This is a genomic window from Sutcliffiella sp. NC1 (assembly GCF_027594365.1).
Lineage (GTDB): Bacteria > Bacillota > Bacilli > Bacillales > Bacillaceae_I > Sutcliffiella > Sutcliffiella cohnii.
The window spans coordinates 2,822,628-2,837,273 of record NZ_CP115153.1 but is presented as its reverse complement, the minus strand read 5'-3'; the positions used below and the strand labels follow the sequence as shown (position 1 = coordinate 2,837,273).

Here is a 14,646-nt window from a genome sequence, read left to right as displayed (position 1 = left end):
TATATTACTAATAGAACATAGGAAAAAAATAAATAAATTTAGAAAATGAAAGGGAGATGTTGTATAATATAAATTTGTTTAGTAAACTACATTGGTAGACATGTTTTAAGGAGGAAATAGCAAGATGAACACTTGGATTTGGATACTATTAATTGTTCTTGCACTTATTGCAGGTGTTGCTCTTGGATTTTTCATCGCACGTAAGTATATGATGACTTACTTAAAGAAAAACCCACCAATCAACGAGCAAATGTTAAAAGTAATGATGATGCAAATGGGTATGAAGCCTTCACAGAAGAAAATTACTCAAATGATGAAAGCAATGAACAACCAAATGAAATAATAGAGGACAAGCATCCGTTATGGGTGCTTTTTCTTTTTTTGTAAAAATGATCTCGAATCTTCTAAGAAAAATATTTGTTTCTAAAAATTAGAAAATTTGCTAAAATATTATGAGTGAAAAAGAACATCTGGGGGAGAAATTATGAGCGTTTTTAAAGATTTATGGTGGTTCTTTAAATCAGAGAAAAAAGCGTATGCTTTTGGAGTAATTCTTTTAGCATTTGTAGCTTTATTAGAACTTGTACCGCCGATGATAGTAGGGAAAACAGTTGATTTTATTGCTGACGGGCAAGTTACAACAACTTTACTCGTTCAATTAATGCTAATCTTATTAATTTCTGCATTAGTAGTTTACGGACTACGATATTTATGGAGAATAATGATTTTTGGTGCATCCGTCCGATTAGCGCGGTTATTACGGAACAATTTATATAAACATTTTACAAAAATGTCTCCCAACTTTTATCAACGGAAAAGAGTTGGAGATTTAATGGCGCATTCAACAAATGACATTCAAGCCATTCAACAAACTGCCGGGGCAGGAGTACTAACATTAGTCGATTCTGTTATGACTGGTGGGTTTGTTATTATTGCAATGGCAACAACCATTAGTTGGAAACTCACTTTAATCTGTTTAATACCATTACCATTCATGGCGATATCTACTAATTATTATGGAACACTTTTACATAAAACTTTTCATAAAGCACAGGCTGCATTTTCTAGTTTGAATGATAAAGTTCAAGAAAGTGTAAATGGAATAAAAGTAATTAAAACGTTTGGACAAGAGAAGGAAGATATTGAAGAATTTGAAAAACAGTCTAATGATGTTGTGAAGAAAAATATTACAGTCGCGAAAATTGATTCTTTGTTCGATCCAACAATCGGACTAATCGTTGGAATTTCTTTCTTTTTAGCTGTTTCCTTTGGATCTTATTTTGTAGTAAATGAAGAAATGACAATAGGACAGCTAGTAGCATTTACGACCTATTTAGGACTATTAGTATGGCCAATGTTAGCTTTCGGCTGGCTATTCAATATTGTAGAGCGTGGAAGAGCTTCCTATGATCGAGTAACGGCATTATTAAAAGAAGAAGTAGATATTGAAGACATTAAAGATGCAAAAGCAACTATTCCGACAGGGGATATAGAATACAACCTTAAAGATTTTTATTATCCTACAAAGAAGGAAGTTGTTTTAGAAAATATACATTTCCAACTTCGACAAGGTGAAACGTTAGGTATCGTTGGGAAAACGGGAAGCGGTAAAACAACCCTTTTAAAATTATTAATTAGAGAATTTGATGGATATGATGGAGAAATAACGATCGGCAATCAGTCGATTAAATATTTTCAATTAGATTATTTGAGGCAGGCTATTGGTTATGTACCGCAAGATCATTTCCTTTTTTCTTCTACAGTAAGTGATAATATTTCATTTGCGGTGCCGACTGCATCTTATAACGATATTATCAATGCAGCAAAATTAGCTAATATACATGAAGACATTGTACAGTTTACAGAAGGGTACGAAACGATAGTAGGAGAAAGAGGAGTCTCTTTATCAGGAGGTCAAAAGCAAAGAATTTCTATTGCAAGAGCACTTTTAATGAATCCGGAAATATTAATATTAGATGATTCACTCTCGGCGGTAGATGCAAAAACGGAAGAAACCATCTTAAGTGCATTAAAAAGAGAGCGGCTAGGTAAAACGACTATCATTACTTCTCATCGATTAAGCGCGATACAACATGCGAACATCATTTTAGTTCTAGATGAAGGAAAAATCGTCCAAATAGGTATACATGATGAGTTAATGAAAGAAGAAGGATGGTATAAAGATATGTACCATCGCCAACAGCTAGAATCTCTTGTAGAGCATGGAGGTTAATTCGATGAATAATCAATCTATATCAGCGAAAGAGCAAAGAGCGGTATTAAAGAGGCTTTTGTCGTATGGATCTAATCATAAGAAACAATTTGTTATCGCTTTTTCGTTATTATTATTTGCTACTTTAGGAGAAATTGTAGGACCATTATTAATACAAATCTTTATTGATGATTATTTACAGCCAAGAAATATTGAAACGGGACCAATTGCAACGTTAGCAATTGTTTATATTAGTGTTCATATCGCTAAAGTAGTTTTTCAATATTTCCAACTATTAAAGTTTCAAGAAATCTCCTTGAATATCATTCAAGAGCTACGTATTGATGTTTTTTCAAAAGTACAGAAGCTAGGTTTAAAGTTTTTTGATAAAACACCGGGTGGAAGTATTGTTTCCCGTGTTACGAATGATACAGAAGCAATTAAAGATATGTTTGTAAGTGTTATATCCACTTTTGTACAAAACATTGTATTGCTACTAGGTATTTTCATTGCAATGTTTTACTTGAATGTACAATTAGCGCTGTTTTGTTTATTGATTATTCCGATAATCTTTTCCATCATGGCAACGTATCGTCATTTTAGCTCCCGTTACTATGCAGATTTACGGGAGAGGTTAAGTCAATTGAATGCGAAACTGAATGAAAGTTTACAAGGTATGTCCATCATTCAAGTATTCCGACAAGAGAAACGTTTGAGAAAAGAATTTGAAGATATTAATGAAGGGCATTATCAAGCTGGATTAAAAAATATTAAATTAGACGGATTATTGTTACGTCCTGCAATTGATCTAGTTTACATTTTTGCTCTTATGCTAGTATTAAGTTTCTTTGGTTTTAACTCGTTGAATAGTCCGATAGAATTAGGTGTTTTATATGCTTTTGTTAACTATCTCGGTCGTTTCTTTGAACCAGTAAATGACATGATGATGAGATTGTCCTTATACCAACAAGCAATTGTTTCTGCATCCCGAGTTTTTGAAGTGTTAGATGAAACAGAGCTGGCACCAACTAAAATAGGGACAGAACATAATGGAATAACCGATGGAAAAATTGAGTTTAAAAATGTAACGTTTTCTTATGATGGGAAACGAGATGTGTTAAAAAACATTTCATTTACGGCGAATCCAGGTGAAACGATTGCCCTTGTTGGACATACTGGAAGCGGAAAAAGTTCTATTATAAATCTGTTAATGAGGTTTTATTCGATAGAAAAAGGTGACATCTTAATCGATGGTTCTTCTATTAAAGAAATAAATGATGAAGAGCTTCGTCATAAAATGGGATTAGTTTTACAGGATCCATTTTTATTTTACGGTACGATCAAGCATAATATCCGATTGCATAATTTAAATATAACGGATGAGGAAATGGAGCAAGCAGCTTCTTTTGTGCAAGCAAATCATTTTATAGAAAAATTACCACAAAAATATGAAGAGCTAGTAGTGGAAAGAGGGTCGACATTATCAAGCGGGCAACGTCAACTCATTGCTTTCGCTAGAACTATTGCAACTCAACCTAAAATTCTAGTGCTAGATGAAGCAACAGCTAATATTGATACGGAAACAGAGGATGCAATTCAAGTTGCTCTTGAAAAAATGAGAACAGGAAGAACGACGATCGCCATTGCTCACCGTTTATCTACTATTCAAGATGCAGACCAAATTTTAGTGTTACACCAAGGTGAAATAGTGGAAAGAGGTACACATCAACAATTATTAAGCAAGGAAGGTTTATATTATAAAATGTATTTATTACAAAATGGAAATGCAGAAAATTTAAAAACTGTAGTAGGAAATCAATAAATATCAGTTTATCTACAACTAGATAAAACAATCATTTGTAGATTACTCTGTAAAATAAAGAAGGGAGCTGTATACGAAAAGTAACAGTTCCCTTTTATTTATAATTTGAAACAATTTATCGGTTTTATTTAGTAATAACAAATTGATTGTATTGGTTTAGAAGAGAGTCTAGCTCTTGACTAATTTTTAACGTAGTGGACGAGGACATTCCCTTTTTTTTGACTACTTCTAGCAGCTCGGAACGTTTGTTTTCAATTAAGGTAAGTAGCATTTCATCTTTGTTTGTCAATGTTCTAGTTCCTTTCCCTCTTTAGGTAATATTATTATACTAAATAATTGGAAATAATTAAAACTATTTATTCCATATTTATACCAATTTTTAATAGTATGTCATTAGTTTGTCAAAAAATTTAAATACTTAGTAGGCGATAAAATCTATATAATTTGATAAGATAGTAATAGTTGTTTACAAGGAGGGAAAAAAATGACTGGTGATTCTACTGTTGACATAAATTTATTTCTAGCGTTTGGAGCTGGATTTTTATCGTTTATTTCACCGTGTACGCTTCCTATATATCCTGCATTTTTATCGTACATAACAGGAATGTCAGTTAGTGATATTAAAGAAGAAAAAGGTATGCTTCAAAAAAGGAGTATTTTACATACGTTATTTTTCTTACTAGGATTTTGTTTAATCTTCGTTGCACTAGGATATAGTACTTCATTCTTTGGCCAATTTTTTAGAGAATATAATGCGCTAATTCGCCAAATTGGAGCGATATTAATCATATTCTTAGGATTTGTCATTCTAGGAGTTTTTCAACCGAAATTCCTAATGAAGGATAAAAAGTTTAGTTTCAAAAACCGTCCTTCTGGCTATTTTGGTAGTACATTAATTGGATTAGCGTTTGCAGCTGGTTGGACTCCGTGTACTGGACCAATATTAGTAGCAGTTTTATCACTTGCTGCATCAAATCCAGGGTCTGGTATGATTTACATGATTTTCTATTCACTCGGTTTTGCTATACCTTTCTTTATATTATCTTTCTTTATAGGAAGATTGAATTGGATTCGAAAGCATCATGTGAAAATTATGAAATTCGGTGGAACGATTATGATTATCGTAGGTATTATGCTGTTTTTTGATATGATGACGCAAATCATCGTCTTCTTTACAAGAATTACAGGTGGTTTCACTGGTTTTTAATTTTTTGTTGTTGCATAGGGGGAACTTCTACAGTGTCGAATGTGTTAGTTGTTGATGATGCGAAATTTATGAGATTAACTCTTACTAACATTTTAACGAAAGGGAAATATAATGTTGTGGGTGAAGGTACGGATGGCGAGCAAGCTATTAAACTATATCGAGAGTTAAAGCCGGATCTCGTTACGATGGATATTACAATGCCTCATATGAATGGAATTGAAGCAGTACGTGCTATTATAAAAGAAGATTCAGATGCAAAAATCATTATGTGTTCCGCTTTAGGGCAACAAAAATTAATAGTAGAAGCAATAGAAGCCGGTGCCAAAGATTTCATTGTTAAACCGTTCGATGAATATCGTGTAATAGAAGCTGTGAAGCGTGTACTTGGACAATAACAACACAAACAACTACCATCTATATTTCTAATAGTAGATGGTATCTTTTTTTTCTTTTTTTGTTTATGATAATTGTTACATAACGGAAAGTTTAGGTGAACGACATGACAACGATATTACCAACAACCTTAGCTATATTAATGGCAATAGCCGTTTATTTTTTAAGATTAAAATTAGCTAATAGACCTTCTAGTGTGAAAAAAATTATACTTCCACCTTTATTTATGAGTACAGGCGCACTAATGTTTTTATTTCCCCCATTTCGAGTGGCACCTTTACAAGTAATAGAGGCTTTATTAGTAGGATTCATTTTTTCTATCTTTCTTATTAAAACATCAAATTTTGAAATTAAAAATGATCAAATCTTCATGAAAAGATCGAAGGCTTTTCTTTTTATATTGCTAGGGTTGTTAGCTATTAGGATCGTAGCTAAAATAGTATTTAGTGCCCATTTTGATATTGGAGAATTAGCAGGAATGTTTTGGATACTAGCTTTTGGAATGATTGTCCCATGGAGAATAGCAATGCTTTTAAAATATAAGAAATTAGAAAGCAGCTTACATAATGTTTCTCATTAAGTTGCCCTTATAGAAACACAATAAGGACCTACTATTAGGTCCTTATTGTGGAAAATATTGCTTATACGGTGTAATATCGATGTTTTGTTCGTTTAATTTTTTCACTAAAAATTTGTGATCTCTCTTAGGAGTTGCAATTATGTATCCTTTAATAACATGATCCTTCGTAATCTTTTTGGCCTTTTCATTGTATGCTAATTCGCCAATCTTCCCAGCGATTTTTTGTCTAGCAATATCTCTAAAAAGTTCTGGAACAGGTTCAACTAGTTCTTCAAGTAATAATTTTAAGTCTGTCGGCCATAAATGCTTTGTTTTCTTTATATAATAATCTTGCCAATCTAGTTCTGACATTCCATCCTCTTTTGGCATTCTTTTCAAAAATTTCCGAAACATAAAAAAGCCACCGATTGCTAAAAGGCCAATCATAGTGACGACCCAAAATAAAATAAACCATAAAAACCAACCATTAAGCATTTCTTTTTCCCTCCGTTGATTTTAACATCCTTGTTTTATTATACATAAAAAGTTTATAATTGCACTAGATAACCGTTTTATTTATAATTGGATATCAAATAAAATTAGTTGCCTTGGAGGTGTAAGTCATGCAAAAAATAGGTAACTTAATTGGTAACATGGGGAAAATGGAAGTTTTATCTTCAAAAATATGCCCTAAATGTAATCGAGAAGTTAAAAGAGTGAAAATGCAAATTTTAGGTGGGGAAAATAAAGGGCAATGGCAAGTAATAGAGAATGAGTGTGATTGTAGGCTTGCTAAGGAAACGCTAGAGGCTGAAAAGCAAAAACGATTAAAGTTCTTTGAACAGTTCTGTATTATCCCACATGAATTAGAAAATGCAACACTTGAAAACTTTCAAGTGAATTATGAAAGTCAAGCAGAGGCACTAGAAAGAACGCTTGATTATATTGATCGATTTACTGGAAGTGAAAATTTATACTATTATGGTCGTACTGGAAGAGGTAAAACTCATTTAGCGGTGGGCCTTTATAAATTAATAAAAGACGCTAGCCTTACGGCAATGTTTTTTGACGTTCCTAAATTAATGGATACAATTGTAGCTTCCTGGGAAAAAGATGCAGGATATTCCGAGAGTAAATTTATGAAAGCAGTCGCAGAAGTAGACGTGTTAATACTAGATGATTTAGGAGTGGAACGAATTAGCGAATGGGTTGACCAAACGCTATATTCTATTTTAAATCAACGACAAGGAAAAAGTATTATTTTTACGTCCAATATTCATCCAGCCGACTTAACGAAGCGTTATGGAGAACGTTTAGCTGACCGTATTAAAAATAAAATGACACAAGATCAATTAATTTCTATTAGTACGCCAGAAAGCTATCGTACGAAAGATTTAACGATGTATAAAGATTAAGGCGCATCAATTTAGCGCCCTTTTTCATGTCTTTTTAATAAGACCAAGGAAAGAAGTTGTTATTAACCATGCTTTCAAATTGCCGATATAACCAATAAAACTCATCGAGCTGCAAAGGATAATCCCCGGGCACATCTAGATGATATCTAGAAATAACTCTAGTAAATAATCATTTGTAAATGATGAAGCTTTTTTCCTCCTTTTCTATTATTTTTTTCAAAAAGATCGATAAATATGTAAAGTTAGTTGAAAGTACAAATTTAATAAATTGAGACAAACGTTGTATCAAAATAGAAAAAAATTAATAGATTAATAGAGAAAGGAGGAAGTACCAAGGTTTCCTGCATAACCATTGATTACTCCTTACACATTCCTATTTCCTCTTTCTAATAGGGAACGCCTTTATCCTTTATGGATAGAGGTGTTTTTTGTTTAAAGTTTCATCAATCTTTTCTCGCGTTACTCCTGTTTTAAACGTAGGTAATTTCGTTGTATCGAGCACAGTTTTTCCGTTATAATCAAAATAACCATTTCCTTGGAGGATAGATCATTTGGAATTATATTGTACTAAGCATAAAAAGAAGCTTTCAGAACGGCTAACGGACGGGGAGTATATATCATTATATTGTGTTCATTGTAAAATGGATAAATTATCAAATGAAAAAGAAGCACAACAGCGAATAGTATTAAATAAACTTTCTATTTTCAGTCACATGCTTATCGTTTCTATTACTGTTATAGTTTTTTACTTATTAAACAAAGTTATTTATTTCTTCCTAGCGTTACTATTAATAATTCCGGTATTTAATTTTGTTAGAAGAACAATTAGACAACTAAAGGTTTGGACCTTTCAATCTGATGACCAGTCTAAAATTAACTTATTACGTGCACAAATATTAAATGAAAGTAGCATTCAAGCAAATAAAGTAGAACAGAAGAAGCGCCAATGGAAAAAAGAATATATGCAACATAATTGCTTAAAAAAACTTGATATGGAAAAGTGGGAGATATATTTAAGACGATTTTATGAAATAAGATAGTCACATACCTATACAAGCTTTTGTTCCTTTCATATTTTATCGTAAGGGGTGTGATGAAAATGGCCTGTTTGATAAATCAAATAGTTATTGAAAACGTAGAAGGTGGAATTATTAATTTTGGTAACATTTTTAAAGTTGCACCAATTTCAATAGAGGACGGAATTGTAGGTGCAGGAGGTAGTAACTCTGGAGACTATATAAATACACATACTAAGTGTAGTATGGTCAATGTTTCAAGAAAAAGTAGATCTCTGACGACAAATGAAGATTCCGTGTCAGAAGTTGCGGACCAAGAGTGAGTAATCAACTTTCTTGTTATTTTAAAGTAATTCCTCTTTCATCGCTTATAGAAGGAGGAATTACTTCTTTATTTTATATTACATACCGTGGTGTGGGTTGTTTTTTTGCCTTGTATGGTTTCTATTCTTCACTTTTTTGGAACCACTTAAAGGTTCCGGTTGCCCAGGATTGTTCCCTTTAGGAGCATTTTTACGCATATCTTTTCCATCATTTTTATTCATTTTGTTTCCCTCCTTTGATTCCTATTATCTGATATTAAGCCAAATTTATTCTTTATAGTGGCATAGTTTAATTCTTTATGGGAAGTATAAATGACAGATATTCATTATAAAGGAGAAAAAATATGCCGTATCATAAAGACAAACAACAAGCATTTCAAGCAGCGCAACAAGGTGTAGAACAAGCAAAAGATGTTTATCATGAAATAGTAAAAAATGATCCAGATTATGGTCAGCATTTTAAAAGGTTACAAAACGAAGTGAATGAAGCTATGGAGCAAATTAATAACGCTCTTGAGGTAGCATCTGAAACGCAAAGAGATCAACTAGCACAATTTCAAGAAGACTTACAACAATTAATAAATGAGGCACATGAATAAATGAAAAAAGAGCTGTCCCGATATAGGACAGCCCTTTTTCATGTTATATAATATGGAAAAACTTATTGATTCTTTTTACGCTTTTTATTATTTTGTTTTTGTTCCTCTGTTAGAGGTTCGTTTGAAAATTCTTCGTTATAACCTGCACCTTTGCCTTGTGCAGAAGCAGCATTCATACCAGGAATAACATGATTAGCTTTTCTTTTTCCCATCGTATTCACCTCCACTTTTATTATCTTCTAATGCCTTTCGTACATGTATTGTTTCAAAATTTCGAACTATAAGTGTTTCTTATAGTAATTAATAACTTTATTGTTATTTACTTATGTTAAATGTTGTATTAAGATAATATCGTAAGGTAAATTATTGGGAGAAATAGCTCGAAAAATGAAAGCTATTTCAATGTATAGTTAGATGGAGCATTTCTTTCTACTATACTTACTAATCTATGAACACTAGGGGGTAATACATATGGCGAATCATGATGTTTTTAACGCTCGTGCATCCTTTGATGTGAACGGTAAAACGTACCATTACTACAATTTAAAAGCGTTAGAAGAAGCGAATATCGGTAATGTTTCTCAACTACCATATTCTATTAAAGTTCTTTTAGAATCTGTTTTACGTCAAGTAGATGGTCGTGTTATTACGAAAGAGCATGTAGAAAATTTAGCAAAATGGGGAACGAATGAATTAAAGGAAATCGACGTTCCATTTAAACCATCACGTGTAATTCTTCAAGATTTCACAGGTGTTCCAGCTGTTGTTGATTTAGCTTCTTTACGTAAAGCAATGGCAGATTTAGGTGGAAATCCTGATAAAATTAATCCTGAAATCCCTGTTGATTTAGTTATTGACCACTCTGTTCAAATTGATAGAGCTGGAACTGCTGATGCATTAGATTTCAACATGAAGTTAGAGTTTGAACGTAATGCAGAACGTTATAAATTTTTAAGTTGGGCAAAAAAATCGTTTGATAACTATCGTGCAGTTCCACCTGCAACAGGAATTGTTCACCAAGTCAACTTAGAATATTTAGCGAACGTTGTTCATGCTGTTGAGCAAGACGGCGAATTAGTAGCATTCCCTGACACACTTGTTGGAACAGACTCCCATACTACGATGATTAATGGTATTGGTGTTCTTGGATGGGGTGTAGGTGGTATCGAAGCAGAAGCTGGTATGCTTGGTCAACCTTCTTACTTCCCGGTTCCTGAAGTAATTGGTGTTAAATTGACAGGAGCTTTACCGAACGGTACTACTGCAACTGACTTAGCGTTAAAAGTAACTCAAGTGTTACGTGCACATGGGGTTGTAGGTAAATTTGTTGAGTTCTTCGGTCCTGGTGTTCCAGAACTTCCGTTAGCTGACCGTGCTACAATTGCAAACATGGCACCAGAATATGGAGCAACTTGTGGTTTCTTCCCAGTTGATGAAGAAGCACTAGACTATTTACGTTTAACTGGTCGTGACGAAGAGCAAATCAAAATAGTGGAAGAATATTGTAAAGCAAACGGCTTATTCTTTACAACTGATGCTAATCCAATTTATACAGAAGTGGTAGAAATTAACTTAGCAGAAATCGAGCCTAACCTTTCTGGACCAAAACGTCCACAAGACCTTGTGCCACTATCTATGATGAAGGATACATTCCGTAACGCACTTGTTGCACCTCAAGGTAACCAAGGTTATGGATTAACGGAGACAGACATTAGTAAAGAAGTGGAAATTACATTAGCATCTGGTGATAAAACTACGATGAAGACTGGTTCTATCGCTATTGCTTCTATCACTTCTTGTACAAATACATCGAACCCTTATGTCTTAATTGCAGCTGGTTTAGTTGCGAAAAAAGCAGTAGAGTTAGGTATTGAAGTTCCTTCTTTCGTTAAAACATCTTTAGCACCTGGATCAAAAGTAGTAACTGGTTACTTAGCTGAATCAGGACTTCAACCATATTTAGATCAATTAGGATTTAATATCGTTGGTTACGGTTGTGCGACGTGTATCGGTAACTCTGGTCCGTTAGCAGATGAAATTGAAGAAGCGATTGCTAAAAATGACCTATTAGTTACTTCAGTATTATCTGGAAACCGTAACTTTGAGGGACGTATTCACCCACTTGTAAAAGGAAACTACTTAGCATCACCACCTTTAGTAGTTGCATATGCTTTAGCAGGTACGGTAGATATTGATCTACAAAATGATGTTATTGGTAAAGGAAAAGATGGTCAAGACGTTTTCTTTAAAGATATCTGGCCTTCTATGGACGAAGTTAAAGAACTTGTGAAAACAACTGTTACTCCGGAGTTATTCCGTAAAGAATATGATAAAGTATTTGATGATAATGAGCGTTGGAACGCAATCGAAACGTCTGACGAAGCTTTATATACTTGGGACGATAACTCAACGTACATCCAAAACCCTCCATTCTTTGAAGGGCTATCTCCAGAAGCTGGGACAGTTGAGCCGTTATCTAATTTACGTGTTGTAGGTAAATTTGCGGATTCTGTAACGACAGACCACATTTCACCTGCTGGTTCTATCGGTAAAGATACTCCTGCGGGTCGTTACTTACAAGCTAACGGAGTAGAACCTCGCGACTTTAACTCTTACGGTTCTCGTCGTGGTAACCATGAAGTAATGATGCGTGGTACGTTTGCAAACATTCGTATTCGGAATCAAATTGCTCCAGGAACAGAAGGTGGATGGACTACTTACTTACCAACTGGTGAAGTAATGTCTATTTATGATGCTTGTATGAAATATAAGCAAGATGGTACTGGTCTAATGGTTATCGCTGGTAAAGATTACGGGATGGGAAGTTCTCGTGACTGGGCTGCAAAAGGTACAAACCTACTAGGTATTAAAACAGTTATTGCAGAAAGTTTCGAGCGTATCCACCGCAGTAACTTAGTACTAATGGGTGTTTTACCATTACAGTTTAAAGACGGTGAAAATGCTGAAGTTTTAGGCTTAAATGGTAAAGAAACTTTTGAGGTACATGTAGATGAGTCTGTAAAACCACGTGATATGGTTAAAGTAGTAGCAACAGATGAAGAAGGAAATAAGAAAGAATTTGAAGCATTAGTTCGCTTTGACAGTGAAGTGGAAATTGATTACTACCGTCATGGTGGAATCCTTCAAATGGTACTTCGTGATAAATTAAAAGCATAAGAACAATAGTGCGAGCGCTACACATAAAATGAAAACACGGACAATTCCTAGGAGTTGTTCGTGTTTTTTAGGTTGAAAATGTAAATGTGTAAAGGGAAAATGTTGAAAAATTGACACAAGCAAAATGATAGGAAACGGTGACATTGTATGTTTAAATGGTTATATACAATTACGATTATAAAAGGATGAGAATGTTTTGATTAAAAAATTATTGGCTGTGGGCTTACTTTTATGTTTAGTTGGTGTTGCCTTAGTGCAAGTATTTGCTGAAAAGGATCCTAACGTTGGAGCGTCAGTTGGTGATCAAGCATATGATTTTGATCTCGCAGTCTTGTCTGGGGACCAAGTAAAATTATCTGATTACAGAGGAAAGAAAGTGATTGTAAACTTCTGGGCAACATGGTGTGGTCCTTGTAAAGATGAAATGCCAGAGATGCAGCTTTATTATGAGGATTACAAAGATGAAGTAGAAATTTTAGCTGTAAATATAACATCTTCTGATACGTTAGAAAATGTAGAAAAATTTGTAGAAGCAGGTCAATTCACATATCCAATTCTCTTAGATGAGAATCGAATATTCGCCTATTATGAAGTGCTAAACATGCCAGCTACTTTTTTTATCAATGAAGAGGGTGTAATTTCTGCACGACATGAAGGGCCATTAACGTATAGTATGTTAGATAATTATGTCAATAAAATAAAATAGTGTAAAATACATCTAGTCGGAGGAATGGAAAAAATACCATTCCCCGGCTTTTTTTTGTGTTTTTACGAAGATTTTAAGTTTTCTCATCAAATTTTAATTAATTTTTCGAAAAGTTATCATAATTTTGAAGTTTATTGGACATTAATACTATTACAATAGTAATAAGTAGGTGATATTATGGGAAAATTCAAAAAACGTTCATTTGAGGAGCTAGTTCTTGAAAATAAAAAGCAGTTGTTACAAGATGAAGAAGCTCTTAAAAAAATTGAAGCGCGATTAGAAGAAAAGATTTTGAAGAAGGTAGAATAGTTTTACTAAATTTTTCTTCGTTTACTCTCTCCCCTTATGACGGATGCTACGTATAGGAGGGGATATAAATGAGTAAAAGCAAACACTACAAAAAAAATAGTGAACATTTCGTACCGAATCATTTGGGTACACAACCAAGAAGTGCTGGTGGAAATAAAGGAAAACAAATGCAAGATAAATCTGGCCAGCATGCCCAAGTTATCCAAACAAAAGGAGAATAACATTGTATGAAGTCCTGTTATATGTAGCAGGACTTTTTTCTGTATTAGTTACTAAGTGGAAAAATACAATAGGCAAGTTTTACATGTGATATTGATTTTTATTAGGTAGAAAATATATCTGTAGTACTTATATTTAAGGAGGAATGAAAGATGACACGTCATAACCAACCAAAACCAGATGATCGAAGCGATAATGTAGAAAAGCTGCAAAGCATGGTTCAAAACACAATAGAAAATATTGAAGAATCTCATGAGACTTTAGCATATGCTAGTAGTGAAGAAAGAGCTAATATTGAAGCGAAAAACCATCGACGTGAAGAGAGTATAGCTGCTATGAGGGAAGAAATAAAAGACGAAGCAGCAGCAAGAGAAAACGGATACCAGTCCTAAAACAAAAGCAATCGGTTATGTACCGATTGCTTTTTCCTTGTCGTTTAGGAAATTATAAAAGTGGAAAGTTGTGGATAACTACTAACTTTGTGTTGCTACGTCTAGCTCCGGTGCTTAGGCCCTATCAAACTTCCCTTATCCGAAGTACATAAGTCAACATCGGCTCCTCCGTCGCCGTGTTTCCTTTATCACAACCGTAACAGTCCAGTTTGCACGGGCCTGAACGAAGCGCCTGCGCTTTTGTTCTTTTGCAACATGTTGGATATAGACTTATTTAGTGAAGCTATTTTCCAAAAT

The 14,646-nt window shown here is 33.8% G+C and carries 19 protein-coding genes; 15 read left to right on the top strand and 4 right to left on the bottom strand.

Annotation, left to right across the window (positions count from 1 at the left end):
* Positions 1-124: 124 nt before the first annotated feature.
* From O1A01_RS14850 to O1A01_RS14840, 3 genes are all read left to right on the top strand, one after another.
* Positions 125-343 (top strand): YneF family protein, encoded by a 219-nt coding sequence (locus tag O1A01_RS14850; RefSeq protein ID WP_066416564.1) that lies wholly within the window; start codon positions 125-127, stop codon positions 341-343.
* Positions 344-484: 141 nt separating this feature from the next.
* Positions 485-2,233 carry an ABC transporter transmembrane domain-containing protein gene (locus O1A01_RS14845; protein WP_270064432.1) on the top strand — a complete coding sequence of 583 codons (1,749 nt, stop codon included), beginning with the start codon at positions 485-487 and terminating at the stop codon, positions 2,231-2,233.
* A gap of 4 nt (positions 2,234-2,237) precedes the next feature.
* Positions 2,238-4,034, top strand: a complete 1,797-nt coding sequence (locus O1A01_RS14840; protein ID WP_270064431.1) for an ABC transporter ATP-binding protein — start codon at positions 2,238-2,240, stop codon at positions 4,032-4,034.
* 124 nt (positions 4,035-4,158) lie between these two features.
* Here O1A01_RS14840 and O1A01_RS14835 read toward each other — a convergent pair whose 3' ends face one another.
* On the bottom strand, positions 4,159-4,323 hold the full coding sequence (locus O1A01_RS14835) for an aspartyl-phosphate phosphatase Spo0E family protein (protein WP_270064430.1): 165 nt from the start codon (positions 4,321-4,323) through the stop codon (positions 4,159-4,161).
* 195 nt (positions 4,324-4,518) lie between these two features.
* Here O1A01_RS14835 and O1A01_RS14830 point away from each other — a divergent pair, with 195 nt between their 5' ends.
* The 3 genes from O1A01_RS14830 to O1A01_RS14820 all read left to right on the top strand — a co-directional run bounded on the left by O1A01_RS14830 (position 4,519) and on the right by O1A01_RS14820 (position 6,214).
* A complete protein-coding gene (locus tag O1A01_RS14830) occupies positions 4,519-5,241 on the top strand; it encodes a cytochrome c biogenesis CcdA family protein (RefSeq protein WP_066416571.1) in 723 nt (240 codons plus the stop codon).
* 32 nt (positions 5,242-5,273) lie between these two features.
* Entirely contained in the window at positions 5,274-5,636 is a 363-nt protein-coding gene (locus O1A01_RS14825) for a response regulator (RefSeq protein WP_066416574.1), read from the top strand.
* Positions 5,637-5,740: 104 nt separating this feature from the next.
* Entirely contained in the window at positions 5,741-6,214 is a 474-nt protein-coding gene (locus O1A01_RS14820) for a CcdC family protein (protein ID WP_270064429.1), read from the top strand.
* A 42-nt stretch (positions 6,215-6,256) separates the two neighbouring features.
* On the opposite strand, the gene O1A01_RS14815 is transcribed toward O1A01_RS14820, so the two are convergent.
* Positions 6,257-6,688, bottom strand: a complete 432-nt coding sequence (locus O1A01_RS14815; RefSeq protein WP_066416576.1) for a DUF2621 family protein — start codon at positions 6,686-6,688, stop codon at positions 6,257-6,259.
* Positions 6,689-6,816: 128 nt separating this feature from the next.
* Between O1A01_RS14815 and O1A01_RS14810 the strand changes: the two genes are divergently transcribed.
* The 3 genes from O1A01_RS14810 to O1A01_RS14800 all read left to right on the top strand — a co-directional run bounded on the left by O1A01_RS14810 (position 6,817) and on the right by O1A01_RS14800 (position 8,947).
* Positions 6,817-7,608 (top strand): ATP-binding protein, encoded by a 792-nt coding sequence (locus O1A01_RS14810; protein WP_270064428.1) that lies wholly within the window; start codon positions 6,817-6,819, stop codon positions 7,606-7,608.
* 551 nt (positions 7,609-8,159) lie between these two features.
* Positions 8,160-8,648 (top strand): hypothetical protein, encoded by a 489-nt coding sequence (locus O1A01_RS14805; RefSeq protein WP_066416580.1) that lies wholly within the window; start codon positions 8,160-8,162, stop codon positions 8,646-8,648.
* A 59-nt stretch (positions 8,649-8,707) separates the two neighbouring features.
* The gene (locus tag O1A01_RS14800; protein ID WP_270064427.1) at positions 8,708-8,947 is read left to right on the top strand and encodes a spore germination protein; all 240 of its coding nucleotides are present in this window, start codon (positions 8,708-8,710) and stop codon (positions 8,945-8,947) included.
* A gap of 78 nt (positions 8,948-9,025) precedes the next feature.
* Here O1A01_RS14800 and O1A01_RS14795 read toward each other — a convergent pair whose 3' ends face one another.
* Positions 9,026-9,169, bottom strand: coding sequence for a small acid-soluble spore protein P (locus O1A01_RS14795; RefSeq protein ID WP_066416584.1), 144 nt, complete (start codon positions 9,167-9,169; stop codon positions 9,026-9,028).
* A gap of 122 nt (positions 9,170-9,291) precedes the next feature.
* Between O1A01_RS14795 and O1A01_RS14790 the strand changes: the two genes are divergently transcribed.
* A complete protein-coding gene (locus tag O1A01_RS14790) occupies positions 9,292-9,546 on the top strand; it encodes a DUF2524 family protein (RefSeq protein WP_066416587.1) in 255 nt (84 codons plus the stop codon).
* A gap of 62 nt (positions 9,547-9,608) precedes the next feature.
* Here O1A01_RS14790 and sspO read toward each other — a convergent pair whose 3' ends face one another.
* Positions 9,609-9,758 (bottom strand): small acid-soluble spore protein SspO, encoded by a 150-nt coding sequence (gene sspO / locus O1A01_RS14785; RefSeq protein WP_066416589.1) that lies wholly within the window; start codon positions 9,756-9,758, stop codon positions 9,609-9,611.
* A 259-nt stretch (positions 9,759-10,017) separates the two neighbouring features.
* Here sspO and acnA point away from each other — a divergent pair, with 259 nt between their 5' ends.
* The 5 genes from acnA (at position 10,018) to tlp (ending at position 14,349) form a co-directional block, all read left to right on the top strand.
* Positions 10,018-12,723, top strand: coding sequence for an aconitate hydratase AcnA (acnA, locus tag O1A01_RS14780; RefSeq protein ID WP_270064426.1), 2,706 nt, complete (start codon positions 10,018-10,020; stop codon positions 12,721-12,723).
* A 196-nt stretch (positions 12,724-12,919) separates the two neighbouring features.
* Positions 12,920-13,429, top strand: coding sequence for a redoxin domain-containing protein (locus O1A01_RS14775; RefSeq protein ID WP_066416593.1), 510 nt, complete (start codon positions 12,920-12,922; stop codon positions 13,427-13,429).
* Between the two features lie 177 nt (positions 13,430-13,606).
* The gene (locus tag O1A01_RS14770; protein WP_270064425.1) at positions 13,607-13,738 is read left to right on the top strand and encodes an FbpB family small basic protein; all 132 of its coding nucleotides are present in this window, start codon (positions 13,607-13,609) and stop codon (positions 13,736-13,738) included.
* 68 nt (positions 13,739-13,806) lie between these two features.
* A complete protein-coding gene (locus O1A01_RS14765) occupies positions 13,807-13,959 on the top strand; it encodes an acid-soluble spore protein N (protein ID WP_066416596.1) in 153 nt (50 codons plus the stop codon).
* Positions 13,960-14,109: 150 nt separating this feature from the next.
* The gene (tlp, locus tag O1A01_RS14760; RefSeq protein ID WP_270064424.1) at positions 14,110-14,349 is read left to right on the top strand and encodes a small acid-soluble spore protein Tlp; all 240 of its coding nucleotides are present in this window, start codon (positions 14,110-14,112) and stop codon (positions 14,347-14,349) included.
* Positions 14,350-14,646 lie beyond the last annotated feature (297 nt).

What these genes read in the sequence shown, in the direction of transcription:
- O1A01_RS14850 (WP_066416564.1), top strand. Translation starts at nt 125, where the DNA reads ATGAACACTTGGATTTGGATACTATTAATTGTTCTTGCACTTATTGCA.
- O1A01_RS14845 (WP_270064432.1), top strand. Translation starts at nt 485, where the DNA reads ATGAGCGTTTTTAAAGATTTATGGTGGTTCTTTAAATCAGAGAAAAAA.
- O1A01_RS14840 (WP_270064431.1), top strand. Translation starts at nt 2,238, where the DNA reads ATGAATAATCAATCTATATCAGCGAAAGAGCAAAGAGCGGTATTAAAG.
- O1A01_RS14830 (WP_066416571.1), top strand. Translation starts at nt 4,519, where the DNA reads ATGACTGGTGATTCTACTGTTGACATAAATTTATTTCTAGCGTTTGGA.
- O1A01_RS14820 (WP_270064429.1), top strand. Translation starts at nt 5,741, where the DNA reads ATGACAACGATATTACCAACAACCTTAGCTATATTAATGGCAATAGCC.
- O1A01_RS14815 (WP_066416576.1), bottom strand. Translation starts at nt 6,688, where the DNA reads ATGCTTAATGGTTGGTTTTTATGGTTTATTTTATTTTGGGTCGTCACT.
- O1A01_RS14810 (WP_270064428.1), top strand. Translation starts at nt 6,817, where the DNA reads ATGCAAAAAATAGGTAACTTAATTGGTAACATGGGGAAAATGGAAGTT.
- O1A01_RS14800 (WP_270064427.1), top strand. Translation starts at nt 8,708, where the DNA reads ATGGCCTGTTTGATAAATCAAATAGTTATTGAAAACGTAGAAGGTGGA.
- O1A01_RS14795 (WP_066416584.1), bottom strand. Translation starts at nt 9,169, where the DNA reads ATGAATAAAAATGATGGAAAAGATATGCGTAAAAATGCTCCTAAAGGG.
- O1A01_RS14790 (WP_066416587.1), top strand. Translation starts at nt 9,292, where the DNA reads ATGCCGTATCATAAAGACAAACAACAAGCATTTCAAGCAGCGCAACAA.
- sspO (WP_066416589.1), bottom strand. Translation starts at nt 9,758, where the DNA reads ATGGGAAAAAGAAAAGCTAATCATGTTATTCCTGGTATGAATGCTGCT.
- acnA (WP_270064426.1), top strand. Translation starts at nt 10,018, where the DNA reads ATGGCGAATCATGATGTTTTTAACGCTCGTGCATCCTTTGATGTGAAC.
- O1A01_RS14770 (WP_270064425.1), top strand. Translation starts at nt 13,607, where the DNA reads ATGGGAAAATTCAAAAAACGTTCATTTGAGGAGCTAGTTCTTGAAAAT.
- O1A01_RS14765 (WP_066416596.1), top strand. Translation starts at nt 13,807, where the DNA reads ATGAGTAAAAGCAAACACTACAAAAAAAATAGTGAACATTTCGTACCG.
- tlp (WP_270064424.1), top strand. Translation starts at nt 14,110, where the DNA reads ATGACACGTCATAACCAACCAAAACCAGATGATCGAAGCGATAATGTA.